This window comes from Myxosarcina sp. GI1 (genome assembly GCF_000756305.1).
GTDB lineage: Bacteria > Cyanobacteriota > Cyanobacteriia > Cyanobacteriales > Xenococcaceae > Myxosarcina.
The window spans coordinates 16,087-41,788 of sequence record NZ_JRFE01000001.1; the positions used below are offsets into that span (position 1 = coordinate 16,087).

Genomic DNA, 25,702 nt, shown 5'->3' on the forward strand with positions numbered 1-25,702 from the left:
AGTTAATATTAATTTCAAAATATGAATTCTGTTAGGTTTTATCTGAAAGTCTATTTTGGGATACTTATTTCTGGATTATTAACAGTTGCTAGTTTTAATTTAATTGTCGATCCCTACAATATTTATCGTTTAGTTGAAGTTCCTGGTTTAGATCGAAAAGATCCTTCAATAGTTAAGTCAGCAATGCGACGCATTAAATCTATTGATATTACTGAAAGAAACTACGACACTCTTATTTTAGGAAGCTCTAGAGTAATACAGGGAATCGATCCTGAAAGCCCTATTTTTAGTGATTTTTCTGCTTATAATGCTGGATTACCTCGCGCCTATATTTATGAAATTTATCATATTTTTAAATATGCACAAAAAAATTTAGATCTAAAAGCAGTTGTTTTAGGTTTAGATTTTGAAGTTTTTTTACTAAATGCCGATCGAGGTATAAAAGATTTTGAGCTATCTAAGTTTACTGGAAACAATATCTATTTAGCTAATTGGAAAAATTTATTTACCTGGCAAAATATTGAGTTTTCTTGGAAAACAATAAAGTCTCAAAAACATGATTATAGTTTTGTTTATACAGATAAAGGATTTAGAAAAAATAATTATTTCATTGGTAATTATCATGATAATTTTGAAAAACACACTCAACATGTATTTGCTTTAGTTGGTGGTGAAAAAGAAAACCTTTTGCCACAAAAAAGCAATATTAAATATAATTTAAAACTTATAGAAAAAATTGTCAAAGATTGCCAAAAGAATAATATCAAGCTGTATTTATTTATTTCTCCTACCCATGCTCATCAACTAGAAGTATATCGAATACTAAATCTTTTTTCTTTATATGAAAACTGGAAAAAACAATTAACAACTATGACAAACAAATTATCAAAAAATAATAGCAAGAATAATTATATGCTATGGGGTTTTAGCGGATATAATCGCATTAATACTGAAAAAATACAAGATAGAAATATGCACTGGTACTGGGATTCTTCTCACTACAAAAAAAAAGTTGGCGAAATGATTTTAGCTCGGTTACTCGGTCAGGATGCAAGTCAGGATGTTTCTGAAGATTTTGGTAAAATAATTAATATTCATAATGTTGAATCGCATACACGTAATATTCGCCAAGAACAAAAACAGTATCAACAAGGTTTTCCTGGTGAAGTAGAAAAAGTCGAACAAATAGCTAGAGAAATGAAAATAAGATTAGAGCGTTAGCTAGAAAATAGGTGTTTAATTTATATGATAACGAAATTTTTATGTTTGGCTGTTTCCAGCCAGTTTTTCATTTATTCGCGCGATCGCTTCCGACCAATTAGGTATGTGTTCTGTATGCCAAGTATGAGTTTGATTGAAGCCCAATCTATCGGAAACTTGTAAAGCTTTAAAATGTGCTTGAGAATTGCGGAAAGCTTTCATATCTTCCATACTTTCCCAAACTGTCAGAGTTCTAAAATCCCTGACTCGAATTTTAATTGCAATTAAACCATTAGAATTTTGGGCTTGATATATAGACTTTAAAGATAAAATTGCAAACCTTAAAAAAGCAGGTATTTCTTTGAGAGTGTATTTAGTAGTTGAGGCAATCATTTGTAGAATTTTAATAAACGAATTAAAACAAATATTGAAATATTACGTAACTTTAGCTCTAGGATCGAACTGCTTCAACCAGTTGTAAACTAAAGTTCTCAGAGGAGGAGGCAATAGAACCACGACTAACTGTTTGGTAATGGCTAAATAAGCAAAAGGAGCAGCCTTTACCTGCCAACAACCGCGCCAACCGATACGAACGTGAGTAAGAGCTACGCGCCAGTTATTGCGGGTGAAAGTGTTATCGGAAAAGCGATAGTAAATCAGCGGTTGGGGTAGATTGGCAAATCTGAGTCCCGATCTAACGCAGCGAAACCACAGTTCGTAATCTTGACGTTTAGATAGTTTTTGACGATAGGAGCCTACTCGTAAGATTGCCTCGCGTCGCAGCATTACCGTCCCGTGAATAAAGGGATTAGTCCAGACCAAACGGCATATATCCTGGTGATTGGTAGGAACCTTACGCTGACCTAAAATTCTGCCGCGATCGCTCATATCTAGAGCGTAGCCCCCTAAAATATCGACTTCAGGTTGTTCTTTTACATACGCCAGTTGCCACTCCAAACGCTGTGGTACTGCCACATCGTCGGCATCCATTCGCGCCACCCAAGGGGTTGTGGCTGCTGCTATTCCACGAGCTAAATTGTATCCCAAACCTCGATTGCGCTGATTGGTAACAACTTCGATGCGAGAATCTTTTTGGGCAAAATCTCTTAATACTTTAGCCGTACCGTCAGTAGAAGCATCATCGACAATAATAAATTTAAAGTTGGTCAAGGTCTGCTGCAAAATGCTGTCTATAGCGGTTGGCAGGTGAGGCATACCGTTATAAACGCTCATCAAGACTGTAACTAAAGGTTCTGAAGAATTAGTCATTAACTATTGCCGCAATATCGATAAAGTAACTGTAACGTTTACCTTCATAAGTCGCATCAATCGAAATTATATTTCCGTCGGAACTCCAGCGAGGATGAAGATCGCAGCGTTGCCCCGCACTGTATTTTAACGGTGCAAAAAAACGCCCTAGTTCGAGAGTTTTTTGGGTTTGGCAATCGCATAACAGTAGATGCTGCTGACGAGAACGGTCTGGATAGGTATCGGTAACGATCCAGCGTCGGTTGGGAGAAAAAGAAGGGTGTCCGTCGCCATAGATGTCTAAAACTTCTTTACCAGTTATTTGCCATTTACCATTAGTGACATCAATTAAATAGTAGCGATCGCCTGCCGCTTTGGTTCTCGCCCAAGCCAGTAGATATGCTTCGTCATACCAACTGTAGTGAGAAATCATCCCCTCATCGAGTAAGAGTTGCAGATTGCTACCGTCACTATCGGAAACATAAAGTCGCGATAATTTACCCCGCTCGCTCAACCAACGGTGCATAAACACGAATTTACTGCCTTGAGGAGAATACATAATGTGATTTACTTTATGTTCGGCGGCAGTCATTTCAGGACGAGATTGATATGCAATTAAATCTTGCAAACTAATAATTAATTTACCTTTCCCAGTTTCTAAATCGACGTGCCAAATTCCATCTTCTGTTAAAGGCAAATCGTCACTAAAGTTACTAGCATCGACCTCATAGCCATATTCGGGACGCAGACGAGCCAAGCGTTTGTAGTTAAGAGTCAGAGCTTCTTTCCCGTTGGGATGCAGCGTTTGAATGGGAAAAGGAATCATGTCTTCAGTTTTTGTCGCTAAGGAAATAATTCTGGCTGCTAGTTTTCCCTCTACCAAATCGTTAAAAATTATTTGTTTATCGTCGCAATTAGATAGCCATTGAACCATAGTTCCCTGTTGCGAACTCCAAGTCTTAGAAGTTGCCACTACTTCAACCGTTTGTTTGTAGCGGTCGTAGATAATAATTTCTACTTGGCGATCGCTTTGCAGTCGATGACAGATAAACTTGGACATATCTGACGACCAGGGAGATTTGTCATAATAGCCAAAAAATAGTTCTCCTTTAGTCTCCTCGACATTACACCACTGCCAGGGAGTCGAGATTTTTACTCGTGGGTGGAGTGCTAAAGAAAAATTGCGATCGCCATAATACCAATAGTTCAAGCGTTGATAGGTACTTTTAGCAACTTGTTTTATCTGGGGAAAGCGATCGAGAGTCTTAGCTATGGTTCGCTCTAGGGGATTAAATGATTTCATTCTAATTGGAGTAATTTTTTCTCAGGCGTAGATAGAGAGTATAGGGTAAAAGCCGAGCTAATGCCGCTACAGAAGGATACTGAAGTAAACTACGCAACACATATCTATATCTGCGTGGCGAACCTGATAGTAAGTATTTGTCGGCAATCAAAGTATAGTGAGAGGCAATTGCTTGTCTTGCTTGCTTGGATGGTAGAGACTTAAGATCCTGCTGGTATTTTTGCAAAATCTTTTCAACTGCCGCTTCGTAAATTTCTGGTTTGCTACTAGTTTGTTTTCTGGGTTGGCTGTGTACCGTCCACAGAACAGTAGCTTGAGGATCGAAAGCAATTTTTGTTACCTTAGACAATCTGATCCAAAGTTCGTAATCTTCCCGCACCGCGATTTCAGGATCGAATCCTCCTGCCTCTAGAAATAAATCTTTCCGCACCGCCACGCTTGAGGTTACGCCGACGTGATTTTTTTGCAGCATCTGCGAATATATTTGACCTGCTAGCTTGGGAGTTATTTGAAACAGATTATTACCAGCTTCATCGACCACAGAACGAGCCGCATAAACCAATCCTACTTCTGGATGCTCGGTAAGAATATTTAGCTGATTGGCAATCTTTTCTGGCAGCCAAAGATCGTCATCGTCTAAAAACATGAGAACATTACCCGAAGCCAGCTTAGCACCTTGGTTACGAGTTGCACCAGGACCCGAACTTTGCGAATTTCTGTGATAGATAAGGGGTACTGGCGATCGCTCTTTTAATTGTTCGATAATCTCTGGATAAGAAGCCACAGAAGCATCATCGACAATAATAATTTCTGCTGGCAAAGTAGTTTGCGAACAGATACTTTGAACCGCTCTATCTAACATCTGCGGTCTATCTTTAGTGGGAACGATAACAGAAACTTGGAGGGAATTCATAGGTTAAAAATATTTTCTTTTTAGACTTACCAAACCCAAAGACTTAGCGATTTTTCTCAATTTAGAATAAATAATCTTTTTCCCAAGCAGTGCGCGAACCTGAAGATTTGAGCTTCGAGCGATCGCTCGCTGTAATTCTTGTTGGATCGCTTCATTATTTTCTGCCGATATACCTTCTCGGCGATGAATGGTCAAAATTTTATTGGTGGTTACAACTGGTTCTGTAGTAATTTTTTTTGCCATCAGAATATTATCAGCAATAATCTGATAATTTACATCAAACCAGGAATTTTGATTCCTCAGACCGATAAATCCTTGATGATAAAAAGGATATTTGACTATGTTTAGCTCTCGATCGCGTTCTGGCGAATGAGGCAATCTCAGCTTGCAGACTCGTTCTTCGGGGTGAAAGATCGACACCGCACCCGCTAAATTAGCTTTTGTAAAATCTATTTCTGAATCTGGCAATCGCCACAAAATATCGTCGGCATTAATATGCCAAGTATGAGAACCCAATGCTGCTTTAGTACCTTTGTTCATTGCGTCGTAGATACCGCGATCGCTCTCGCTCACCCAATAATCGATTTGCCCTTCATACTGCTCGATAATGTCTAAAGTTTTGTCTGTAGAACCGCCATCAATAATGATGTATTCCAGGTTTTCATTAGATTGGTTAATAATAGATTGAATAGTTTGTTCTAAGTATTTTTCGCCATTAAACACTACCGTAATTATCGAAATCAGCGGACGTTCGGGAGTAGCTTGTTTGTACATACCTTTGGTACGCATACCGCCTTCTTTCTTTCTATCTGGTTGAAGGGGAAGTAATAATTTATTAGTAAGATAGTTTTGCTTTTCGGCTACAAGGGATTGTTCCAGGCGATCGATAGTTAGGTAGTTCTCAGCTTTGGGTTTATCTGAAGGTAATGTCAGTTTGTTAGACAAATTGGCAATAAAGTCCGAGTTTGTTGCCTCCAAAGCATCTAATTGTAAATAGATGTGAGTTACAGTTTGCCAGTATTCCCCAATTAAAAATTCTTTTCTTACGCGATCGATTTTATTAGCAGTATTTAATCCTGTAGCAGCATCGCAGAGGTAAATAATTAATTTATGTCGGCTGTTTGATTCGGCAAAAGGTTTGCGAAACATTAAAATCTCTTCTGTCCAACCAAAATCGATTAAATGCTGGCTAAATATCTCTCGTCCCCAGGCATAACGTAAATCCACATCATAAATTTGCTGCTGCCGAGTAGAACAAACTAAAGATGATAAACCCTGCCACCCTACAAGATTACTGGTAGTATGTGACGAGATTGCCGCGATCGCTTCAAATTCAACTCCCAATTCTAACTGGTTGAAAAAAGTAAGATAACTAGAATTAGTAGATGAGCGATCGATAGTTTCTAAGTTCATGTTAAAAGAATTAAGCAAACTCCGATAAAAAGCGATAAAAAGCGAATTGTCGTAAGGCACAATCCTCGATATCATGACATACACGTAGTTAAAATTGAGAAAATTACCTATTACCTATTGGTGACAAGTTACGAGACTACTACCCATTACCCAATCGTGACAAGTTAAGGATATGTGTTGTTTGTCAATCGGTTTTTAGCTCTAAGCTTTAAGCCATAAGCCATAAGCTTTTAAGCTCGATTTACTTTTTCTAATGCGATCGCTTAAAAGTCAATTCTTATTTGTATATAGCGTTGTTAAACTAACTAAACTCTACATGTAGTACTTGACTTAATTATGTTTTGCTTGACTTTTCACCATTGCCCATTACCTATTAAACTGATGCTTTATTGGATGTAACCCTCAATGAAACCCAATTTTGTCATTATCGGCGCACAAAAATCGGCATCTACATTCTTACATCATTGTCTTCGGGAGCATCCAGATATTTGGCTACCAGAGGGAGAAACACCAGCTTTTGAATCACCCAATTTCGAAGCAGGTGAGGCAAAGCAATTATATAAAAAAATTGGCGATCGCCAGGAAGCTATTATCGGAATCAAGCGTCCGAGTTATCTATGCAGATCGGAAGTACCTCAAAGGCTTTACGACGAACTAAATACACCTAAAATTTTGCTAATTTTACGCCACCCATTAGATCGGACTCGCTCTGCTTATTTTCATTATGTTAGCGGTGGTTTTGCACCACTAAAAGACTTAGATGCGGGAATGAGTGAGTTGCTGGAAGGTAAAATGCAGCAAACTTGGAAAAGAAGCGGTGAAATACTAGATTTTTCCTTGTATGCTCATGGGTTACGGCGTTATCTAGATATCTTTCCTCGCTCTTCGCTGTTTATAACCACGCACGATCGCGTCAAGTCACAACCATTAGAGACAATACAAGAAATTTTGGCATTTTTAGGCGTTAATCAAGAATTTGTGCCTGAAAACTTAAATAGCCGTCCTCAAGCTGTTAACTATTCTCTCAAGCGTTTGCGTTTGCGTATTCTTAAAAATTATTTTTTATACGACTATAATCAAGATCGGACTCGTCTATATGCCAAGCCATCCGTTTCACCAGTGGGCAAGCTCGTCTGTAAGACTATTGATATTATAGATAATCGCATTTTGAGTAAATTTTGGCATAGCAAGTCAATGCCTCAATTTTCTCATTCCGTCGAACAAAAGCTGTGGGAGCTTTTCCTTCCCGACATCCAAGAAACCGAGCGGCTGACATCATTAGATCTATCTGTCTGGTATGATAAGCCCTAATCTACTCTACGAATTATTGCGGTTTATTTTTTCTTACCTGGGCAAAGACAAGAAAATTAAAATTATCAAAAAACATAGTTATTTCATTAAAAAACGGAGTTATTTCATTGTTACTTTATTTATTAAAGCTTTTTCAGCTTTACAACCTAATTTAGTCTATTTAAAATATATCTAAAGATAGATATTATTGATTGTTTGTCGTTATGTTATTTACCTATTTATCAATTTCAGGCGGTTATTTTCTCGTTCTGTTATTAGCTATTGTGGCGGATAAAGAAGCTTCTATAAATGATTTAATCCACTTCAAAGCAGCATTTACAGCAGCGTTATTTTGGCCTATTGTCATGCCAGTTTCACTACTCGAATTAAAAGCTAAAGCGGCTCATCGAGCAAAGCAAGAGGCTTTTGACGCGCTACCCAAACCAATGACGATGAGTGATGGCAGGATTAGATATATCAAACAAGTTAAAACTGTCGCAGAACTAGAGGAAAGCGAACCCCTTACTAGCTATTGTCGCTTTTAGGGATTTTGAGTATGGTAACTGCTAATTTTAATAACGGTTTGTGTTTAAGTTCGGATCGATCGCGCTACATTAATTAAACTGACAACAAGATCGAACAAGTCCTTTTAAAGCTAAAGCATGAATAAATCTGTCGCTGATGTAATGACATCCGACCCTACCGTAGTAAAACCTCAAACACCGCTGCAAGATGCAATTAAAATTTTGGCGGAAAAAAAGATTAGCGGTTTGCCAGTAGTGGATGATACGGGAAAACTAGTGGGAATAATTTCAGAATCCGATTTGATGTGGCAGGAAACGGGTGTAGAAACGCCACCATATATCATGTTTCTCGATAGCGTAATTTATCTCCAAAATCCCGCACGTCACAACAAAGAAATTCATAAAGCACTAGGGCAAACTGTGGGTGATGTAATGAACGATAAACCTGTAACCATTTCACCAGAGCAATCGGTACGTGCCGCAGCACGCATTATGCACGAAAAAAAGGTGCGTCGTCTGCCAGTGGTAAACAAAGAAACTCAAAAAATTGTAGGCATGATTACTCAAAGTGATGTAATCAGAATGATGTCTTTAGAAGAATAAATTGTTTTAGCAAAGTAGTTTGACATAAATTTAATCAGCAATCGGATAGAGATTTTAAAACATGAGTGTTACTCCAGAATCAATCCAAGAATTATTAAATTCAGAAAATTTCGGCGAGCGGATTCGAGGTTTGAACCAATTACGACAAATAGAGCCTGATGTGGCATTTGAAATGATTCAGCCGATGATAACAGATAAGAATACCCGCGTACGTTACGCCGCAGTTAGTCAGTTAGATACTTTAGGTAAAAATAATTTAGACACTTCTTTAGAACTATTGCGCGATCGCCTGCATAACGATCCCGAACCAGATGTACAGGCGGCAGCAGCAGATGCTATTGGCGGTTTGAAGTTGGTTGAAGCGTTTGAAGATCTAGCAAACATGTACCATCAAACTTCAGAGTGGCTGATTCAATTCAGTATTATTGCTGCTTTAGGTGAGTTGGGAGACGAACGCGGCTTCGAGCTATTGGAAGAAGCTCTAAACTCTAATAACAACTTGTTGCAAACGGCAGCAATTGGTTCTTTAGGAGAATTGGGCGATACTCGCGCCGTTGCGTTGTTAATTCCTTTTGCCGACAATGAAGATTGGCAAATACGCTATCGTTTGGTTCAGGCTTTAGGTAGATTGGGCGGCGAAGAAGCTCATGTTACTATTGCCAAGCTGAGTAAAGATGAAGTAGAGCAAGTTGCTGCTGAAGCTAAAAACAATCTCAATTGACAATGAACAGCGTTTAGCGATCCGTTGATAATTGCTCATTGCTCATTGTTCATTGAAAAGTTGTTCATTGAAAAGTTGCTCATTGCTAATTAAACCAAAAATTTAGGTGGCAACAATACACGCGCCAAGCCATAATTTACATAATTTGGCATCTAGTAAAATTCAGAGCGATTTGTTAATTGTGATGTCAGAGAAAAAGATTGTAGCTAGTCATCGTGATAAAATCGATTCTTTTAAAATCTTGTTTATCGTTGTCGATCGCAATTTGTGGGCTTCCCCTCTCTGAAGCAGTCGCCAGCGAGAGATTTTTGCTAACGGACAACACAGAGCCATTAATTATCGCTCAAGCTGACCCAGCAGAACTAAACCAGCTATTGATTGACGGGAAAAAATATGTCGAAGGCAAAGATTACGATCGCGCTCTGGCTATTTACGAACGCGCTGCATCTTTAGATGCCAGCAATCCGCAAATTTTTTCTGGAATTGGTTACTTACAGGCTCAGAAAGGCAATTATCAGTTGGCGGTCGCCGCTTATGAAAAAGCGATCGCCCTCGATCGCAATAATCCTCAGCTTTACTACGCCCTGGGCTACAGTTTGGGTAATGCGGGCAAAAATCTTCAAGCTGCTGCCGCTTATGAAAAAGCGATCGCCCTGGCTCCCACAAATGTACAAAACTATATTGGTTTGGGAGTAGTGCAGTTACGAGAGCAAAAATACGACCGGGCTCTCGATACTTATTACCGCATTCTTGCCCTCGAACCCAATTACTCTAAAGCTTATCAAGTAATTGCGACAATTTTGCTCGATCGGGAACGCTACGATGAAGCAGCAGCCATGTTAAAAGAGGCGATCGCCAAACAACCTCAGTTAGGCGAATTGCGATTGATGTTAGCTACGGCTTTATTAAAACAGGGAAATATGGCGGCAGGCTTACAGGCTCTACTCGATGCCAAACGTCTCGAACCCCAAAACTCGGCTCTCTACTTTAAAACAGGAGAAGTTTTGCTACGGATAGGAGATTTGGATGCAGCTTTGGCTGAGTACAAGCAGGCTTTGGCGCTTGAGCCAAACTCACCTGTAGCGCAAGAAAAACTTGGCAATATTTATCTAGCTCAACAAGACTATTTACAGGCAGTTGTTGCCTATCGACATTTAACCGAAATGACTCCTAATAATCCTGCTGGCTATTATGGTCTGGGTTTGGCACTAAAAGCCAGAAGTCGCAACCGTGAAGCGATCGTCGCTTTGAATCGAGCTTTGCAGCTATACAAAGAAACTAATAATACTGCAAAAGCTGAAAAGGTTGCTTCGCTGATTGAAGAATTAAAACCAAGTAATTAAAAATTTAATTTGTTCGGTATTAAACATCAACTTAAAGTGCTGGTTTGGCAATTGTGACAATTTCTGTTCGATACAACTTGATAGGAAAAGGCTGGTCAGAGTGCATTATTAAAATTGGCGATCGACAAGCACGTTTAACCGCTTCGTATTTATCTGATGCTCTAGCTGATTTACTCGATGCAGTTACACTTATAGTAAAAGGTACTAATGAAGCAACAACATCATTTACAGAGGAATCTGGGGAATATAGATGGCGTTTCAAGCGAGTGACGCGAGATAGGCTCGAAGTTCTTATTCTTTGGTTTAATGAGACTTGGAGCGATCGCCCCGATGAAGAAGGTGAGGTAATTTTAGAAGCAGAGTGTAGACTAAAAACATTCGCAGGAGCAGTTCTTTCAGCATCACAACGAGTTTTAACAATAAATGGACTCGATGGTTATAAAGAGAAGTGGGTCAACTATGAGTTTCCTGGCAAACTACAAACTAAACTGCAGAAGGCTCTACGTTGAGAAGAAAGATACAACACTGTGGATTAAAGTGGTTATTTGAGAAATATTGACAAAGATACAAAGGTTCGCTCATTGTGGCAAAGCGATCGCACTCATTTATTTTTCTTTAGTTTGAAAACTGCTATATGTCTCATTACAAAGTTTTTACTGAAAGTATTTTTTTATTGCTATCATGATTCAGATGAATTTTTACTAGCAGCAATCATCGAAGGGAAATTATGTTGAAGTTTTGTCAGTTGCTACTGCGGAGAATGTTTAAATTAGTCTTATCGATCGCCATAATTTCGAGCATTTCTATAGTTGCCTTCAACTCAACAGCGATCGCAGATACAAATTACGAAAATTCTGTACGCCAAGCTGAAACTGCGGCAGATAGGGTAGTCGAACAAGATGACGTAAAAAATCGCTTTGGTAAGTCTGAAAATGGCGATGAGTTGCTCGATAATGCTCGCAACAAAGCTAGCAAAAAGCTTAACTCTCTGGCAGATAAAGCTAAAAATTCTGAATCTGATGAATCTTTACCCCATAGCGAACGTCTGTTTATGCGTAATCTCGAAGGAAATAACTAGCGGCAATGTTTATGGCGATCGCCAATTTACGTAAAACCTTTCGCTATTTAGCTTTATTTGTACTGTGTTTTGCTCTAGCTGTAGGCTGTAGCGGAGATCGAACCGCAACTCAGACACCCGACAACAATCGTATTTCCATTGGAACGACTCTCAAGGCACGTACTTTAGACCCTGCCGATAGTTATGAATTGGCAGGACTAAATATTATTTACAATGTAGCAGAAAGTCTCTATACCTACGAATTAGGGACGACAGAAATCAAACCTCTATTGGCAACGGCAATACCAGAAGTAAGCGAAGATGGTTTGCTCTACACCATACCACTACGCCAGGGTGTTACATTTCACGACGGGACGGCTTTTAATGGCGAAGCGATGGCATTTTCTCTCAACCGTTTTATTACTAACGGCGGTCAACCTGCGTTTTTACTGGGAGATGTTGTAGAAAACATCGAGGTTACGGGAGAGTACGAACTGCAAATTTCTTTAAAACAGCCTTTTGCCGCTTTTCCTGCTTTGCTGGCATTTCCTGGTGCTTGTGCGGTGTCGCCTCAAGCATACAAAATAGGTGCGGGAGAATTTAGTCCCAATATCTTAGTCGGTACGGGTAAATACAGGCTAACGCAGTTTGGTAGCGATGGCATTAGTTTGGATGTTTTCCCAAACTATTGGGGTGAAAAGCCAGCCAATGAAGGCGTAGATCTCCAAATATATGCAGGCAATTCGGCAAATCTATTTAATAGCTTTCGTACGGGTGCTGTTGATGTAGCATATCAATCACTAGATCCCAATCAGATTAATAATTTAATAGATGGTGTAGCAGAAGACAAATGGCAGGCGATCGCAGGTTCGGGAACGGTAGTTAACTATTTAGTTTTAAATCTGCAACAACAGCCTCTAGATCGCTTAGAAGTCCGTCAGGCGATCGCTTCTGCGATCGATCGCGCTTTAATCGATCGCCGCGTCTTACAGGAACAGGCAGAACCAATTTACAGTTTGCTGCCTACAGCTTTTGATTCCTATCAGCCAACTTTTGAAACGCTTTATGGCGATGCTGATGTCAATAAAGCCAAAAGTTTTTTACAAGCTTCTGGTTACTCGGCAGCTAATCCTGCAATTGTCGAAATTTGGTATCCCTCTGGTTCGATTACGCGGGGAATTGTTGCCGAAACAATAAAAGCTTATGTCGATTTAGAATTAGGCGGTGTAATTCAGTTTATTCCTAGTAGTGTCGAATCTGCATCCTTCTTTAGCAATCTCAGCCAGGGAATCTATCCTTCGGCTTTGGTAGACTGGTATCCCGACTTTCTCGATCCAGATAATTATCTGCAACCCTTTTTAAGCTGTAGCAAAGGTTCCACTAAAAAAGGTTGCCAGGAAGGTGCGGCACAAAGTAGAGGCTCATTTTACTACAGCGATCGCGCCAATCAGTTAATCGAAGCCGAAAGAAGCGAACAAAACTCAGAACAACGTCAGGCTATATTTGTCAAACTGCAACAGCTTCTTGCCGAGGATGTCCCCTATGTTCCTCTATGGCAGACCGAAGACTATGCTTTTGCTCAAAGTAATATTAATGGCGTTACGATTAATCCCAGTCAAAACTTTCCTTTTTGGACTATTAGTCATAACCAACCAAATCGAGAATAGTTATACAGCGAAGCGATGCTTCCTTGCCTTGAAGGGCGAAGTAGTACTCTAATTCCTTTGAATCCTGACTCCTGTTTTCTGTTTCCTAATTCAAGCTTATGCATAACATTTTTTTTGTATTTCATCTGACGGGGTGACAACGATATCAAAAGTCTGTAGCTTTGGATAAATGATAGTAAGTCCCAGCCGTTTGTTCTGCCAGTTCTTTAGCAAAACTCATAAAGACCAAGCAGCTCTAGGTTTTTAATTTGATTTTTTTTTGTAGCTTACTTGTTAGAACGCGCTTACTTAATACTACGCAAATAATTACTCCTAACGCAAAACCAAGTGTGGTAAAAGTTAGAGATTCATCAAGCAAAATTGCCGATGCCAGAATTGTCAGAAACGGTTGAATAAGTTGAATTTGACTAACACGAGCGATACCACCTATAGACAAACCTCGATACCAGGCAATAAAGCCCAAAAACATACTAAAAACGCTGACGTAAAGAAAACCCAGCCAGACATTTAAAGAAATAGAATCAAGCGAAGTAGGTGAATGTTCGATAACAATTGGTAGCAGGACTGGTAGAGAGAGTACTAACGACCAGCATATAACTTGCCAAGAACCAAAAGAGCGAGCTAAAATTCCTCCTTCAGCATACCCGATACCACCCGCTACTACTGCTCCAAACAAAGCCAGATCGACAAAAGTAATCGATCTTGCTCCAGATATGAGAGCAAAGCAAATTACTAGTCCACTTCCTAAAAGTGCAAATATCCAAAAGGTCATAGATACTTTTTCCTTGCCACGCCAAACTCCCCAAAAAGCAGTAGCCAGCGGCAAAAGTCCGATAATAACTGCTCCGTAGGAAGCAGGAGCATTTCGCATAGCGATCGCCGATAGTACGGGAAACCCAATTACAACTCCAGCGATCGTCATAATAAATCTAGGCAAAAACCGCCAGGGTGGTAGCTTTTGGCGAGTTACAATTAACAAAATTAGTGACAGGATTGCGGCTACAACCGCTCTACCCAAACCGACAAAAACTGGATCTAATTCTAAAACAGCAATACGGGTAGCTGGCAAAGTAAGACTAAAAATTAATATTCCTAAAAAACCGTAGCCAAAGCCAGCAAATTCGTGTCGCGATCGCGAATATAACATTTGTTTTTAGCAATTACATATAAATACAGATTTAGTCATCAATTTGATTATTTGTTTTTTTGTGTCGATCGCAATTCAAATAAATGCTGGCACGATATGCTGCATAAAAATTACTAAATTGCCAAAAAATTCGTAAGATTTTTAGAATTTTATTTTCTGAATTTGGGTAACAAAAATTTGAGTCGTCTACAAAAGTTTTCATTTTTATGTTGCTTGAATTAAAACAATTGAAAACAGTATTACCCAAAAAATAAATAATAAGAAGGTACAAATTTTTTAAAACTAGCTAGTACACTTTCCGTATATCCAAACTGTTCTATTAAAAATCACTCGAAACCGTACCAGTAAAAATAAGAAGCGATCGCCTAAGATAAATTTAGGCATTATGCAAAACTAGAAAGTGAAAATTCCGATCGATCGCCAAGCAACAAAACCAATTTATTTACAAATTCGCGATCGCTTCAGTAGTTTAATTAGATCGGGAGCATTAAAAACAGGCGGTCGTCTTCCTTCTATTAGAGTGTTAGCTAAAAATATTCAGGTTAATAAACTAACTGTAATTGAAGCTTATAATCTTTTAGAAGCAGATGGATTGATTCATGCCCGTCCTGGTTCGGGTTATTTTGTTAATTCAGAATCTCTAATTTCTCCTCAAGCAAAATCTAACTTTGCTCCCACTCAAAAAGTAATTATTCCTCAGCAAAAAAGCGTTTCTCTTACCTCCGAAAAAGGATTGTATAGCTTTTTTAATATCTATCAGCTTTCTGTACGAGCAAAAAATCAGCCTAAAGTAATTGATTTTAGTAGTGGTTTTCAAATTTCTTCAGGTTTAAAAGATTTACAGCGTCATGCCAGACGAGCTATGAAGCAGGTGTCGGAAACTTTATTTGGCTACGATTTGCCTCAAGGACAACTTGTTTTACGACAGCAAATTGCTAACATGCTAATTCAATTGGGATTAGAAGTTTCTGCCGATAATTTAATTGTTACTAATGGCTCGAAACAAGGACTGTCATTGGTAATGAATTATTACCTGCGATCGGGAGATTGGGTAGTTACCGAAAGTCCAACCTACTATGGCACTTTAGAAATTATTGAAAATATTGGCGCGAAAATTATTGGTATTCCCATGCAGCGATCGGGAATGAATCTAGAACTTTTAGAAAAGTATTTGCAAAGTCATCGTCCCAAACTAATTTACACTGTCTCTACTTTGCAAAATCCTACAGGTATCACCACTACACTTCAGCATCGCCAGCAATTGTTAGCCCTAGCGGAACGATACGAATGTTTGATTTTAGAAGATAATTCTTATGAGGGACTGAACTTTGAACCCGTTCCCCCACCAATTAAAGCTCTCGATCGCAATAATTTGGTTATTTATACTGGCACCTTTTCTAAAACTTTGATGCCTGGTTTGAGAGTCGGCTATCTATTAGCGACGGGAAAATACTATCAACCGCTTTTAGAACAAAAACTCTTTCACGATTTGCACGTCTCTACAGTTTCTCAGGCAATTGTCAGTGAGTATTTAGCTTCGGGACATTTCCGCCGTCATCTCAATCATTTGAAAGCCAGTAATTTGTGTAGCCGTAACGCTATGCTGCAAGCACTAGAACGTAATTTTCCTCAAGAAGCTACCTGGACTATACCCAATGGTGGTTTATTTCTTTGGGTGCAGCTACCGCCAGAAATTCCACTAATTGCTATTACCAGAAAAGCCTGGATAGAAAATATCTTAGTATGCCCTGGTATACCATTTTTCCCAGGACAGAAAGGATACAATGCTTTGCGCTTAAACTTTTCTCACCCTCCTGAAGCAATAGATAGAGGAATTACAATCTTAGGTAAATTGCTTAAAAAAAACTTGGCTAACAATTGAAGTAAATATCCATGTTCCCAGAATTTTGTTTAATTAAAAGCATTAAGTTTAGATCGAGATAATGAGATCTAAAGATTAGAAATGGCACCTCTTGCCATATCTGCGATCGCTCTGTCTGTAGCTTTGGGTAAATGATAGTAAGTGCCACCCGCTTGTTTGGCAAGTTCTTTGGCAAAGCCCGTAGACACAAAACGGCTTTCGGTATCAATTACTAATAGTTTCATGCCCAAACCGCGAATTTTACCCGCGATATCGAGTAATTCTTCCTTAATTTTAGGTTTTTCGCCATCTTCTTGCGGTTCTCCTAAAGAACGAGATAGAGGAATATTCCCCCTACCGTCGGTAATTGCTACAATTACTACCTGTCCGATATCTCCTGACATTTGAGCGTTGATGCCTACATTTACCGCCTGAGTCAAACCATGAGATAGAGGAGAACCGCCACCACAGGGCAGACTTTCTAAGCGTCCCCGCGCCATAGTAATCGATCGCGTGGGTGGTAAGAGTACTTCTGCGCGTTCACCTCGAAAAGGAATTAAAGAAATTTGGTCGCGATTTTCATAAGCTTCGGTTAAAAGGCGCATTACCGCACCTTTAGCCGACTGCATCCTATTTAACGCCATCGAACCCGAAGCATCGACGACAAACACGATTAAAGAACCTGCTTTTCTCGCCAGACGTTTGGAACGCAGATCGCTCTGTTCGACAATGACGTTGCGCCCTGGGTTGCGCTGTCGCCTCGCTTTTTGATAGGGTGCAGCACTACGTAAAGTGGCATCTACGGCAATTCTTTTGACTTTGCCTTTGGGTATCATCGGCTTGATGTAACGTCCGCGATCTTCTGAAAAAATCAAGCTTCGCGCCCCAGATTTACCCTGACGCTGCATAGTTTGGGCAAAAGTCAACACGCTGGGATCGAGAACTACGCCTTCAATGTCAAAGACAAATTCTTCGGGAATAGTAGGTGGTTCTTGTTCTTTGTCTTCTTCCTCTTCTTCTGGTTCGTCTTCGTCTGAGTCTTCAGGCTCATTGTCGTTGTCGGGTTGTTCTTGAGGTGGTGGTGGTGGGGGTGGCGCATCATCTGGTGGTGTTTCGATAGTGGTAGCGCGAGGTACGATGACTAACTCTACTGCTTTACGCAAGTCTTCAGCTAATACGCTATCTCTTCCTTCTAATGCCGCACAGGCTTTGGCTACTCTCAGCGCAAATAATTCTGCCCGATGTCCCTGTACCGTTCCCCTAACTGCTTCATTGACTAAATATAAGATTTGGTCGTGGGTAATTTTGACTTCTTTTAGCCACTCACGCGCTAACACAATATCGGTTTTGAGACTGTCGATATCCTCTTCATACTGATTGAAAAATTGTTGGGGAGAATTGGCGTAGTTAATGACTTGGTTTACTGCCGCTACTCTTTGATCTAAGGATAAAGCTCCGTCTGCCGATAGGGCGAGCGCAATTCTGTCTAGTAAGTGTTCTCGCAATACGCCTTCTTCAGGGTTGTAAGTAGCAATTAAAATTGGTTTGCAGGGATGCTGAAAACTAATTCCCTCCCGTTCGATAACGTTACGTCCTTCGGTTAGTACCGTTAGTAACTGATTGGCAATTTGTTCGTCTAGAAGGTTAATTTCGTCAATATACAAAACCCCTCGGTGTGCCTGTGCCAAAAGTCCAGGCTGAAAAACTGGTTCGCCCTGTTTTACTGACTCTTCGACATCTACCGAACCTAACAGACGATCTTCAGTTACTCCCAGAGGTATTTGCACAAAAGGCGCGGGAACAATCTGGGTGGAAATATCTTCAGTATCGAACTGAGAATATGTGGCTATAGTTTCATCATCCCATTCGGCTGGCTTAGTCGGATCGCAATTATAGACTGACCCTTTAATTATTTCTATGGGGGGTAGAAGCTGGTAAATTGCTCTTGCCATTACCGATTTAGCCGTTCCCCGACGACCGGCGATCGCTACTCCCCCTAATTCTGGATCGACTGCGGCGAGTAATAAAGCAAGCTTGATTGCCTCTTGTCCGACAATAGCAGTAAGGGGAAAATTAAATTGTTTGGAGACGGTAGTAACGGCAGACATTAAAAGAATGAGTGCGAGAGTATTAAAGGTCTGTAGACTTTTACTTTAATCTATTTGAGGGTCTGAGTTCAAAACAAAAACTAAACTTAAGCAAAAAAGAGCGATCGCGCCAAGAGGCACTAGATTGATTTAGGGATTACGCGTATACCGATGCTTTACTCCTACAGGAAAATACTCAGGATCGCCAGTAGCAGTTAATGTTACTCTTGGAGTTTGGTATTCTGGCGGAACGTAATTAGCAAATTCGCTATTGAGACGTAAGAGTTGGGTAAGAATTGAAGCTGCGATCGCCTGAATTCTTAATTTATTACCTGTTTCGCCTGGAGCCAATTCTACAACCACAGATAAAAATCGATTTTTATCCGTGTCTTCTTTTACCTGCATGACAAACTTGCCCGTTACCCAATCTCGAATTTCTGGCTGTTCTAATCCTACAGTCACATTTTCTGGGTAAATATTTGCCCCAAAGTAGGAAACCGTAAAATTGGAGCGTCCGAAAACATAGACAAAAGGTAAGTGACGCGCACCTCTATTATTGTTGGCTTGTAATGCTACTAAGGGGTCAAAATCATAGCGGGCCAAAAACTCCAGCATGGCATCATAAGCAATTATTCCACCACTATCCAAGATGTTATAGCGTACTAAAGGAATACCGTTATCTCCAGAAAAAAGTAATGCCCCATCTTTGTCTTCAAAAAAACGAGAGAGCGGATCGTACTGTACGAGAGTAGGTAAACGCGATTCCCCAAACAAAGTCCGCGCCGCTTCTGGGTTAGCTGCTAAAAAACGTCGAATGCACACGCTTAAAGGCGTTTCATTACCTAATACCCCTGCATCTGCCGTGCCATAAAGTGAGGCAGAATCGTAGTAAGGATTCTGAGAACCAATTCTTTGTCCTACTAAATCGCGCCATTCTTCACTAAATACCTCTCCTGCCATCACCAGTTTTATTTGATACTGTTGCCACTCAATCCCACGATTAATGCCAGTATCGATTACATCTTTAAGAAATGGTGGATATCCTAGCAGTACAACCCGATCGAAGTTATTTCCGATTTCTCCTACTACCCGTAAAATTTCTGCTTTATTATTGCCTGGAGTAATTACAGTGACAGGATAACCTTTGCTAGCGAGATAGCGACAGCAACTAGCCGTATACATTCCACCTACCCAGGTTCCAAGAGTAAAACAAATTACTGCCAATGTCCGTCCGCGATCGGCAGCAAAACTATCGTAAAATATTTGCTCGAAGCGCGTGGCAATCTGCAACTCATCGGTAAAGAAACGGGGCCAAAATGTCGGTTTTCCCGTCGAACCAGAGGAAACAGCGATCGCATCACAGTCTTCTATCTTTCCCTGACGGCACAAATCTGGTAATGAATGACGTTGAAGATAATTCTCTTTAGTAATTAATGGTAGGGTTTGAAAATCTTCAATGGTTTGGATAGAGTCTGGGTCGATCGCTCGTTCTGCTAAAAAACTTTGGTATGCAGGTACGCTCTTTGCTACATCGTGAAATAGTGACAAAACTACCGATTCGATTTTAGTGTGACGGCGTTGCCTTACGAGTTCGTCTAAAGAGGTATTCAAAAAATTGGTATAGGCACTAATCGATCGTTGTTTTTTTGATTCGCTATTCATGATGGTTGTCGATCGCTAGTAAGTATCGGTTTAAATACAGTCTATAATTTAGCTGTTATAAAGTCGCTATTTATTCTGACAGGGATCGAACTTTTAAAGTACTTGCCGATATATCTTGAGATTGAGTATGACCGAATCTCGTTTAATTCGCCTTTCCCAAGCACACCTAAACCTTTTAGAAATTTGTCCGCCCAAGTTTCAACAAGTTTATTTAGAACAGTTAAGTTTGCTTCCTAATACTCAAACCCAAGCCAGCCTCGACTGGGGTAAACGCTTTCACCTACTGATGCAGCAGCAAGAATTAGGTCTACCCATTTCGGCTTTATTAGATCCCACTATGGAAAATGCGATCGCCTCTGCCTCAGAACTATTAGGCAATGCAGGTTCTAGCTGGCGCGAAGCCGAACACTGTCGTACTTTAGGTTGGGACAATTTTTTGTTGACGGTAATTTATGACTTGTTAATCGCCGAAGACGAAAAAGCTATTATCTTGGATTGGAAGACTTACCGACAGCCTACCGATCCTAAAAGACTGGCAAATAACTGGCAGACTCGCCTTTATCTCTACGTGTTGGCAGAAACTACCAGCTATTTACCAGAGCAAATTTCAATGATCTATTGTTTTGTTAACGGCACTCCTCAAAGCCAAACCTTTACTTACGATCGCACCCTTCACCAGCAAACCAGACAGGATTTGACCTTTCTACTCGGCAATTTGCAGAATAATCTTCAGCATCACCAAAAAGACACGGTTTTTCCCCATCGCACGGACTGTCAAAGCAGTTGTCCCTACTACCAAAAACTGGTAGCAAGCGATCGCAACTCCAGGCAAGACGAACTAACAAATATTGCGGCGATCGAGGAAATATCAATTTAACAGATGACAAGTTTAGGTGATAATCTAAAAGATGGCAAAATTTTACACATAAATAAGATCTTTCCTGCCAGATATACAAATAGCTAACCACCAAGTAGATATATAAGCATGGTAGCCACAACAGATAAAACAACCACAGGTAAAATTACACAAGTTATTGGTCCCGTTATCGATGCCGAATTTCCTAGCGGCAAATTACCCCGTATTTATAATGCCTTGCGTGTAGAAGGCAAAAATCCCGCAGGGCAAGATGTTGCTGTCACTTGTGAAGTACAGCAGTTGTTAGGGGACAATCAAGTCAGAGCCGTAGCAATGAGCGGTACTGATGGTTTGGTAAGAGGTATGGAAATCGTCGATACGGGCGCACCTATTAGCGTACCTGTCGGTAAAGCCACACTAGGTAGAATTTTTAACGTTCTTGGCGAGCCTGTAGACGATGCTGGTGAAGTAAAAACCGATGAAACTTCTCCCATTCACCGTCCCGCTCCCAAACTAACAGAGCTAGAAACTAAGCCCAAAGTATTTGAAACGGGAGTCAAAGTTGTCGATTTGCTGACTCCCTATCGTCAAGGAGGAAAAATCGGACTATTTGGTGGTGCTGGAGTTGGCAAAACCGTTATTATGATGGAATTGATCAACAACATTGCCATTCAACACGGTGGTGTATCGGTATTTGGTGGCGTGGGCGAACGCACTCGTGAGGGGAACGACCTCTACAACGAGATGATCGAATCGAACGTAATCGATACTGAAAATCCAGAAAAATCGAAAATTGCCTTGGTATACGGGCAGATGAACGAACCACCAGGCGCGAGAATGCGTGTCGGTCTGTCGGCATTAACTATGGCGGAATACTTCCGCGATGTCAACAAACAGGATGTGTTGTTGTTTATCGATAATATCTTCCGTTTCGTACAGGCAGGTTCTGAAGTATCGGCTCTCTTAGGTAGGATGCCTTCTGCGGTAGGATATCAGCCTACTTTGGGTACCGACGTTGGCGACTTGCAAGAGCGCATTACTTCTACTAAAGAAGGTTCGATTACCTCAATTCAAGCAGTTTACGTTCCTGCCGATGACTTGACCGACCCCGCACCTGCAACTACTTTTGCTCATTTGGATGGAACCACAGTACTATCTCGTAACTTGGCTTCCAAAGGTATTTATCCTGCGGTAGACCCCTTAGATTCATCCAGTACTATGCTTCAGCCTAATATTGTAGGTGAAAAGCATTACAATATCGCTCGTTCGGTACAGTCTACGTTACAACGCTATAAAGAATTACAAGACATTATTGCTATCTTGGGTCTGGACGAACTATCTGAAGAAGACCGCTTGACAGTAGACCGCGCCCGTAAAATCGAGCGTTTCTTGTCTCAGCCTTTCTTTGTAGCTGAAGTATTTACTGGCGCACCTGGCAAATATGTAACTCTAGAAGAGACTATTGCTGGTTTTGAGGCAATTCTCAATGGCGAATTAGACGACTTGCCAGAACAGGCTTTTTATCTAGTAGGCAATATCGAAGAAGCTAAAGAGAAAGCAGAAAAACTAAAAGCTGAAGAATAAATGATTCTCAGCTAACAATAAGTAAGTAGTTAAGGCGTTCCCTAGGAACGTCTATACTTCTTTATTCGCTTGCAGGTAGTTATAAAAATAAAATTCTACCCGAATAATTAGCTTCATTATTAACTAATTGCTGATTCCTCGTTAAATACATATAACTAATAAACATGGCATTAAATTTAAAAGTCATAACCCCAGATAAAACTGTTTGGGACGATACTGTTGAAGAAATTGTTTTGCCTAGTACGACTGGACAGCTAGGCATTCTATCGGGTCACGCTCCCTTGTTAACCGCTTTAGATATTGGTGTGATGCGAATTCGTGCTACCAAAGAATGGAGCAATATAGCTCTATCTGGCGGTTTTGCTGAGGTGGATAACGATGAAATCAAAGTTCTCGTTAACGGCGCAGAGATGGGGGACAACATCGATAAAGAAACCGCTCGTAGCGAGTACGAAGAAGCTGAGGCTAAAGCGCAAGAGTTGGATAACAGTGATGATCGCGCTGCCAAACTACAGGCTACTAAAGCTCTAAAAAAAGCTAGAGCGCGTTTCCAGGCAGCAGGCGGAATGTCTCAGTAATTTTGTCACGATAAAATAATAAATAAATAGGGCAGAATATTTGCATCTGCCCTATCTTTTGAAAGCTTGCTACATATATCGATTAAGCTAAATCGAATAGTTGGCTCTTAAAGTTTGAGATTCCTCTACTTTGAAAGTAGCTCAAATCTCCAATTATTAATTGTTCCAATCGTTGCTTGCTGAAAACAGAGCTTAGTTGGTTCCAGTAAATACAACATCGGGAAACTTAGTCTGTGCTTGTGACATGGGAGTAGTTTTACCCCGTTCTTGCCAAAAGTTAATCACCTCTGTAGCTTTATTGAGGATTTGAATTCTTTCGGCTTCTTCTATCCAGTGCTTTGCTTCTAATTCATCTTTTAGCTGTTGCCAAGCATCATTTCGCGGCCAAAAAAAGTAAGCAGTTAGAGGGCTGGTTCCTTTCCCTACTACTTGATCGACTGCTACGGCAACATCTTTATCTAACCAAAGAACTTTTAATGTAAATCTTGACTCCAATTACGCCTCCAATTTTGAGTATAAATCTATTTATTCACTATATTCCATCTTTTATCTTACCTTATGAAACCAGACAAATTAACCGCAATTGTAATCTTTGATATTGATGGAGTGATTAGAGATGTCGGAAACTCCTATCGTAGAGCGATCGCCGATACTGTCGAACATTTTACCAGTAATGCCTGGCGACCGACTTTAGACGACATAGACTTATTAAAATCAGAAGGAATTTGGAACAACGACTGGAAAGTATCGCAAGAATTAACCTATCGTTATTTTGAAAGCATAGGTAAACTAAGAAGCGAAATCGCGCTCGATTATCCTGAAATTGTAAATTTTTTTCAGGGACGCTATCGTGGCAAAAATGCCGAGTGTTTTGATGGCTATATTACTCAAGAACCTTTATTGATTTCGGTCGATTACCTACAGAAATTGAGCGATCGCGCTATTGGTTGGGGTTTTTTTAGCGGTGCTACCAGAGGGTCAGCAGAATACGTTCTCAAGAAGCGATTGGGTTTAGAAGAGACTGTTTTAGTCGCTATGGAAGATGCACCGAGTAAACCCGATCCAACGGGATTATTTGCGGCGATCGCCCAAATTAATTTTAATTCTAGCTGTCCCGTATTTTATCTTGGCGATACGGTGGCAGATATGTACACTGTAGTCCGCGCCAGACAAATTAGAGCGCAACGTGATTGGATTGGTATCGGTATTCTACCGCCTCACGTACAATCGTCATCGAGTAAAAAAACGGCTTATACAGAAACTTTAGTAGAAGCAGGTGCGACGGCGGTGTTTGACAATGTAGAAGAATTTAACGTTAAAGCGATGGAGCAAACCCTCTCTCATTTAAAGAAAAATTGAGTAGTTAAGTTCAATGTTCGCGCTAATTAGTGAAGTAAAATTTTATACTGACAAAGATACAAATTTAAGTACAAAAAATTCGATCTGAGTGTAAATTCAAACAGAATAATTAATAACAGAAAACAATTCAACCAAGTATTTTGCTAAAAAACTAAGGATTCTTCCCCATAATTTAGTTAATTTGTAAAGTTTAGCTATATTAGTTTATAAGTTTTGATGAAAAATATCTAGTTATCTCAAGAAGCATAGATAATAAATTTAATACTAGATGTTCATTATTTACCTCATTACCAAGCGTGTTAGCAATAACACGCTTTTTTTTGCGGTTATATGAGATATTTAACTGAGATGATGGCTAAATGTGTGTTTGCGTAATTACTAAGAGACTGTTTGTAAATAAAAGATTAAGCAAGTTTTTCATTCCGAGCTAGACGTTTGGACATCAAATGAACCATTGCAATCTAAATTAGGGCAATGCTCGCCATTGACAACCTTCCTCAAGTAAATAGAAGATGGCACTGACAACTTCCCTAAGATTTGTGTCTCTCTTACGTCCGCGTAACTTACTCTCTGGCAACAATGATTCAATAATTGCCCATTCGCGTAGCGAAGCCATGCCGTAGGCTTATCGCTGATGTCCGAAGGATAAGCTTTTCTCACTGTCTCTACTTGCTTGCTTCAATTCATCTCTTTTCTTCTATAACTCAATCTTCCGCCAACTGCTTTTCTTTATTTTATTTTCTTTTTACAAATAGTCTCTTAATTAGTTAATAATCTAAAAAAGCGCGAAAATCCCAAACGAAAATTTAATGCGTCAATTTTTATTAGCAGTTGCCTTGATTCATTCGGCATTCGTGCTAAGTAAGAGTTATTGGCAAAAATAACTCTTACTTATTTGAAGTTTAAATAACTCCAGGACCTTTTCCGCCTGGCTCATTAACTTCTTCAAGCTCTTCAGCACGTTCGGCTTCTTTTTGAGCTTCTTTTTCTCTTAAATCTCCTGGTTCGTTTACATACATTTCAGGTTCGACTGCATAATTATTTGCTAAACCTTCACGATCTACAGTTGCTCCAGCTGTAGTATCTATCTCGTCTTCTGCAGGTTTATCAGGCATTTCTTTGAAGTCAGAGCCTTCTCTTTTTTCTCTGGCTGCTGTTTCAGCGGGTTCTATACCGCGGTCGTAATTGTCATCTGGTTTTTTGCTTATGTCGCTCATAATGGTCTAATCCTAAACAGAATTATTTATAAAAATTAAGTATTTAAGTTAAGTCATAATAATAGTAAA

General features: G+C 40.0%; 25 protein-coding genes. 14 read left to right on the forward strand and 11 right to left on the reverse strand.

All coding sequences use genetic code 11. The features are described 5' to 3' along the window. The first annotated feature begins 21 nt into the window (after positions 1-21). Positions 22-1,221, forward strand: coding sequence for a hypothetical protein (locus KV40_RS00075; RefSeq protein WP_036476584.1), 1,200 nt, complete (start codon positions 22-24; stop codon positions 1,219-1,221). 39 nt (positions 1,222-1,260) lie between these two features. On the opposite strand, the gene KV40_RS00080 is transcribed toward KV40_RS00075, so the two are convergent. Genes KV40_RS00080 through KV40_RS36505 form a run of 5 tightly spaced genes read right to left on the reverse strand, consistent with a single transcriptional unit; the run spans position 1,261 to position 6,077 of the window. Continuing rightward, complete coding sequence (locus tag KV40_RS00080; RefSeq protein ID WP_036476586.1) at positions 1,261-1,593, reverse strand: DUF3291 domain-containing protein; 333 nt, start codon at positions 1,591-1,593, stop codon at positions 1,261-1,263. Positions 1,594-1,635: 42 nt separating this feature from the next. Continuing rightward, positions 1,636-2,469, reverse strand: a complete 834-nt coding sequence (locus KV40_RS00085; RefSeq protein ID WP_036476589.1) for a glycosyltransferase — start codon at positions 2,467-2,469, stop codon at positions 1,636-1,638. Continuing rightward, positions 2,462-3,751: a hypothetical protein gene (locus KV40_RS00090; protein WP_036476592.1), complete on the reverse strand. Its 1,290-nt coding sequence runs from the start codon at positions 3,749-3,751 to the stop codon at positions 2,462-2,464. Before KV40_RS00090 ends, KV40_RS00085 begins: the two co-directional genes overlap by 8 nt. Before the next feature lies 1 nt (position 3,752). Further along, entirely contained in the window at positions 3,753-4,664 is a 912-nt protein-coding gene (locus tag KV40_RS00095) for a glycosyltransferase family A protein (protein WP_072013740.1), read from the reverse strand. A 3-nt stretch (positions 4,665-4,667) separates the two neighbouring features. Beyond that, the gene (locus KV40_RS36505) at positions 4,668-6,077 is read right to left on the reverse strand and encodes a glycosyltransferase (RefSeq protein WP_052055202.1); all 1,410 of its coding nucleotides are present in this window, start codon (positions 6,075-6,077) and stop codon (positions 4,668-4,670) included. A 405-nt stretch (positions 6,078-6,482) separates the two neighbouring features. Between KV40_RS36505 and KV40_RS00105 the strand changes: the two genes are divergently transcribed. From KV40_RS00105 to KV40_RS00145, 8 genes are all read left to right on the forward strand, one after another. Beyond that, positions 6,483-7,388 carry a sulfotransferase domain-containing protein gene (locus KV40_RS00105; protein ID WP_036476599.1) on the forward strand — a complete coding sequence of 302 codons (906 nt, stop codon included), beginning with the start codon at positions 6,483-6,485 and terminating at the stop codon, positions 7,386-7,388. 203 nt (positions 7,389-7,591) lie between these two features. Continuing rightward, positions 7,592-7,912: a hypothetical protein gene (locus KV40_RS00115; RefSeq protein WP_036476604.1), complete on the forward strand. Its 321-nt coding sequence runs from the start codon at positions 7,592-7,594 to the stop codon at positions 7,910-7,912. Between the two features lie 117 nt (positions 7,913-8,029). Further along, on the forward strand, positions 8,030-8,494 hold the full coding sequence (locus KV40_RS00120) for a CBS domain-containing protein (RefSeq protein ID WP_036476605.1): 465 nt from the start codon (positions 8,030-8,032) through the stop codon (positions 8,492-8,494). A gap of 61 nt (positions 8,495-8,555) precedes the next feature. Beyond that, complete coding sequence (gene nblB, locus KV40_RS00125; protein ID WP_036476607.1) at positions 8,556-9,215, forward strand: phycobilisome degradation protein NblB; 660 nt, start codon at positions 8,556-8,558, stop codon at positions 9,213-9,215. A gap of 308 nt (positions 9,216-9,523) precedes the next feature. Then, positions 9,524-10,558 carry a lipopolysaccharide assembly protein LapB gene (locus KV40_RS00130; protein ID WP_172657206.1) on the forward strand — a complete coding sequence of 345 codons (1,035 nt, stop codon included), beginning with the start codon at positions 9,524-9,526 and terminating at the stop codon, positions 10,556-10,558. Between the two features lie 53 nt (positions 10,559-10,611). Then, positions 10,612-11,067 (forward strand): hypothetical protein, encoded by a 456-nt coding sequence (locus KV40_RS00135; RefSeq protein ID WP_036476609.1) that lies wholly within the window; start codon positions 10,612-10,614, stop codon positions 11,065-11,067. Between the two features lie 218 nt (positions 11,068-11,285). Beyond that, the gene (locus KV40_RS00140; RefSeq protein ID WP_156113888.1) at positions 11,286-11,636 is read left to right on the forward strand and encodes a hypothetical protein; all 351 of its coding nucleotides are present in this window, start codon (positions 11,286-11,288) and stop codon (positions 11,634-11,636) included. A gap of 11 nt (positions 11,637-11,647) precedes the next feature. Further along, a complete protein-coding gene (locus KV40_RS00145; protein WP_253274112.1) occupies positions 11,648-13,282 on the forward strand; it encodes an ABC transporter substrate-binding protein in 1,635 nt (544 codons plus the stop codon). A gap of 235 nt (positions 13,283-13,517) precedes the next feature. Here the strand turns inward: KV40_RS00145 and KV40_RS00150 are convergent, their stop codons facing one another. Further along, positions 13,518-14,429: a DMT family transporter gene (locus KV40_RS00150; RefSeq protein ID WP_036476615.1), complete on the reverse strand. Its 912-nt coding sequence runs from the start codon at positions 14,427-14,429 to the stop codon at positions 13,518-13,520. A gap of 400 nt (positions 14,430-14,829) precedes the next feature. Here KV40_RS00150 and KV40_RS00155 point away from each other — a divergent pair, with 400 nt between their 5' ends. Next, on the forward strand, positions 14,830-16,311 hold the full coding sequence (locus KV40_RS00155; RefSeq protein ID WP_036476618.1) for a PLP-dependent aminotransferase family protein: 1,482 nt from the start codon (positions 14,830-14,832) through the stop codon (positions 16,309-16,311). A 68-nt stretch (positions 16,312-16,379) separates the two neighbouring features. Here KV40_RS00155 and bchD read toward each other — a convergent pair whose 3' ends face one another. Together bchD and KV40_RS00165 are read right to left on the reverse strand one after the other, a co-directional pair. Further along, positions 16,380-18,398, reverse strand: coding sequence for a magnesium chelatase ATPase subunit D (gene bchD / locus KV40_RS00160; protein WP_036476619.1), 2,019 nt, complete (start codon positions 18,396-18,398; stop codon positions 16,380-16,382). A 129-nt stretch (positions 18,399-18,527) separates the two neighbouring features. Further along, the gene (locus tag KV40_RS00165) at positions 18,528-20,039 is read right to left on the reverse strand and encodes a phenylacetate--CoA ligase family protein (RefSeq protein WP_036476620.1); all 1,512 of its coding nucleotides are present in this window, start codon (positions 20,037-20,039) and stop codon (positions 18,528-18,530) included. A 127-nt stretch (positions 20,040-20,166) separates the two neighbouring features. Here KV40_RS00165 and KV40_RS00170 point away from each other — a divergent pair, with 127 nt between their 5' ends. The 3 genes from KV40_RS00170 to atpC all read left to right on the forward strand — a co-directional run bounded on the left by KV40_RS00170 (position 20,167) and on the right by atpC (position 23,057). After that, positions 20,167-20,916, forward strand: a complete 750-nt coding sequence (locus KV40_RS00170; RefSeq protein WP_036476622.1) for a PD-(D/E)XK nuclease family protein — start codon at positions 20,167-20,169, stop codon at positions 20,914-20,916. 108 nt (positions 20,917-21,024) lie between these two features. Beyond that, complete coding sequence (gene atpD / locus KV40_RS00175; protein ID WP_036476623.1) at positions 21,025-22,479, forward strand: F0F1 ATP synthase subunit beta; 1,455 nt, start codon at positions 21,025-21,027, stop codon at positions 22,477-22,479. Between the two features lie 164 nt (positions 22,480-22,643). Next, positions 22,644-23,057, forward strand: coding sequence for an ATP synthase F1 subunit epsilon (gene atpC / locus KV40_RS00180; RefSeq protein WP_036476624.1), 414 nt, complete (start codon positions 22,644-22,646; stop codon positions 23,055-23,057). A gap of 192 nt (positions 23,058-23,249) precedes the next feature. Here the strand turns inward: atpC and KV40_RS00185 are convergent, their stop codons facing one another. Continuing rightward, positions 23,250-23,552 carry a 30S ribosomal protein PSRP-3 gene (locus tag KV40_RS00185; RefSeq protein WP_036476626.1) on the reverse strand — a complete coding sequence of 101 codons (303 nt, stop codon included), beginning with the start codon at positions 23,550-23,552 and terminating at the stop codon, positions 23,250-23,252. Between the two features lie 63 nt (positions 23,553-23,615). Between KV40_RS00185 and KV40_RS00190 the strand changes: the two genes are divergently transcribed. Further along, positions 23,616-24,416 (forward strand): TIGR01548 family HAD-type hydrolase, encoded by an 801-nt coding sequence (locus KV40_RS00190; RefSeq protein ID WP_036476629.1) that lies wholly within the window; start codon positions 23,616-23,618, stop codon positions 24,414-24,416. A gap of 466 nt (positions 24,417-24,882) precedes the next feature. Here KV40_RS00190 and KV40_RS32905 read toward each other — a convergent pair whose 3' ends face one another. Next, positions 24,883-25,032 (reverse strand): transposase, encoded by a 150-nt coding sequence (locus KV40_RS32905; protein ID WP_081942698.1) that lies wholly within the window; start codon positions 25,030-25,032, stop codon positions 24,883-24,885. 286 nt (positions 25,033-25,318) lie between these two features. Further along, complete coding sequence (locus KV40_RS00195) at positions 25,319-25,633, reverse strand: hypothetical protein (protein ID WP_036476634.1); 315 nt, start codon at positions 25,631-25,633, stop codon at positions 25,319-25,321. Positions 25,634-25,702: the final 69 nt, after the last annotated feature.

What these genes read in the sequence shown, in the direction of transcription:
- KV40_RS00115 (WP_036476604.1), top strand. Translation starts at nt 7,592, where the DNA reads ATGTTATTTACCTATTTATCAATTTCAGGCGGTTATTTTCTCGTTCTG.
- KV40_RS00190 (WP_036476629.1), top strand. Translation starts at nt 23,616, where the DNA reads ATGAAACCAGACAAATTAACCGCAATTGTAATCTTTGATATTGATGGA.
- KV40_RS00165 (WP_036476620.1), bottom strand. Translation starts at nt 20,039, where the DNA reads ATGAATAGCGAATCAAAAAAACAACGATCGATTAGTGCCTATACCAAT.
- KV40_RS00145 (WP_253274112.1), top strand. Translation starts at nt 11,648, where the DNA reads ATGGCGATCGCCAATTTACGTAAAACCTTTCGCTATTTAGCTTTATTT.
- KV40_RS36505 (WP_052055202.1), bottom strand. Translation starts at nt 6,077, where the DNA reads ATGAACTTAGAAACTATCGATCGCTCATCTACTAATTCTAGTTATCTT.
- KV40_RS00195 (WP_036476634.1), bottom strand. Translation starts at nt 25,633, where the DNA reads ATGAGCGACATAAGCAAAAAACCAGATGACAATTACGACCGCGGTATA.
- KV40_RS00090 (WP_036476592.1), bottom strand. Translation starts at nt 3,751, where the DNA reads ATGAAATCATTTAATCCCCTAGAGCGAACCATAGCTAAGACTCTCGAT.
- KV40_RS00085 (WP_036476589.1), bottom strand. Translation starts at nt 2,469, where the DNA reads ATGACTAATTCTTCAGAACCTTTAGTTACAGTCTTGATGAGCGTTTAT.
- nblB (WP_036476607.1), top strand. Translation starts at nt 8,556, where the DNA reads ATGAGTGTTACTCCAGAATCAATCCAAGAATTATTAAATTCAGAAAAT.
- bchD (WP_036476619.1), bottom strand. Translation starts at nt 18,398, where the DNA reads ATGTCTGCCGTTACTACCGTCTCCAAACAATTTAATTTTCCCCTTACT.
- KV40_RS00105 (WP_036476599.1), top strand. Translation starts at nt 6,483, where the DNA reads ATGAAACCCAATTTTGTCATTATCGGCGCACAAAAATCGGCATCTACA.
- KV40_RS00150 (WP_036476615.1), bottom strand. Translation starts at nt 14,429, where the DNA reads ATGTTATATTCGCGATCGCGACACGAATTTGCTGGCTTTGGCTACGGT.
- KV40_RS00170 (WP_036476622.1), top strand. Translation starts at nt 20,167, where the DNA reads ATGACCGAATCTCGTTTAATTCGCCTTTCCCAAGCACACCTAAACCTT.
- KV40_RS00140 (WP_156113888.1), top strand. Translation starts at nt 11,286, where the DNA reads ATGTTGAAGTTTTGTCAGTTGCTACTGCGGAGAATGTTTAAATTAGTC.
- atpC (WP_036476624.1), top strand. Translation starts at nt 22,644, where the DNA reads ATGGCATTAAATTTAAAAGTCATAACCCCAGATAAAACTGTTTGGGAC.
- KV40_RS00075 (WP_036476584.1), top strand. Translation starts at nt 22, where the DNA reads ATGAATTCTGTTAGGTTTTATCTGAAAGTCTATTTTGGGATACTTATT.
- KV40_RS32905 (WP_081942698.1), bottom strand. Translation starts at nt 25,032, where the DNA reads ATGGCTTCGCTACGCGAATGGGCAATTATTGAATCATTGTTGCCAGAG.
- atpD (WP_036476623.1), top strand. Translation starts at nt 21,025, where the DNA reads ATGGTAGCCACAACAGATAAAACAACCACAGGTAAAATTACACAAGTT.
- KV40_RS00095 (WP_072013740.1), bottom strand. Translation starts at nt 4,664, where the DNA reads ATGAATTCCCTCCAAGTTTCTGTTATCGTTCCCACTAAAGATAGACCG.
- KV40_RS00080 (WP_036476586.1), bottom strand. Translation starts at nt 1,593, where the DNA reads ATGATTGCCTCAACTACTAAATACACTCTCAAAGAAATACCTGCTTTT.
- KV40_RS00120 (WP_036476605.1), top strand. Translation starts at nt 8,030, where the DNA reads ATGAATAAATCTGTCGCTGATGTAATGACATCCGACCCTACCGTAGTA.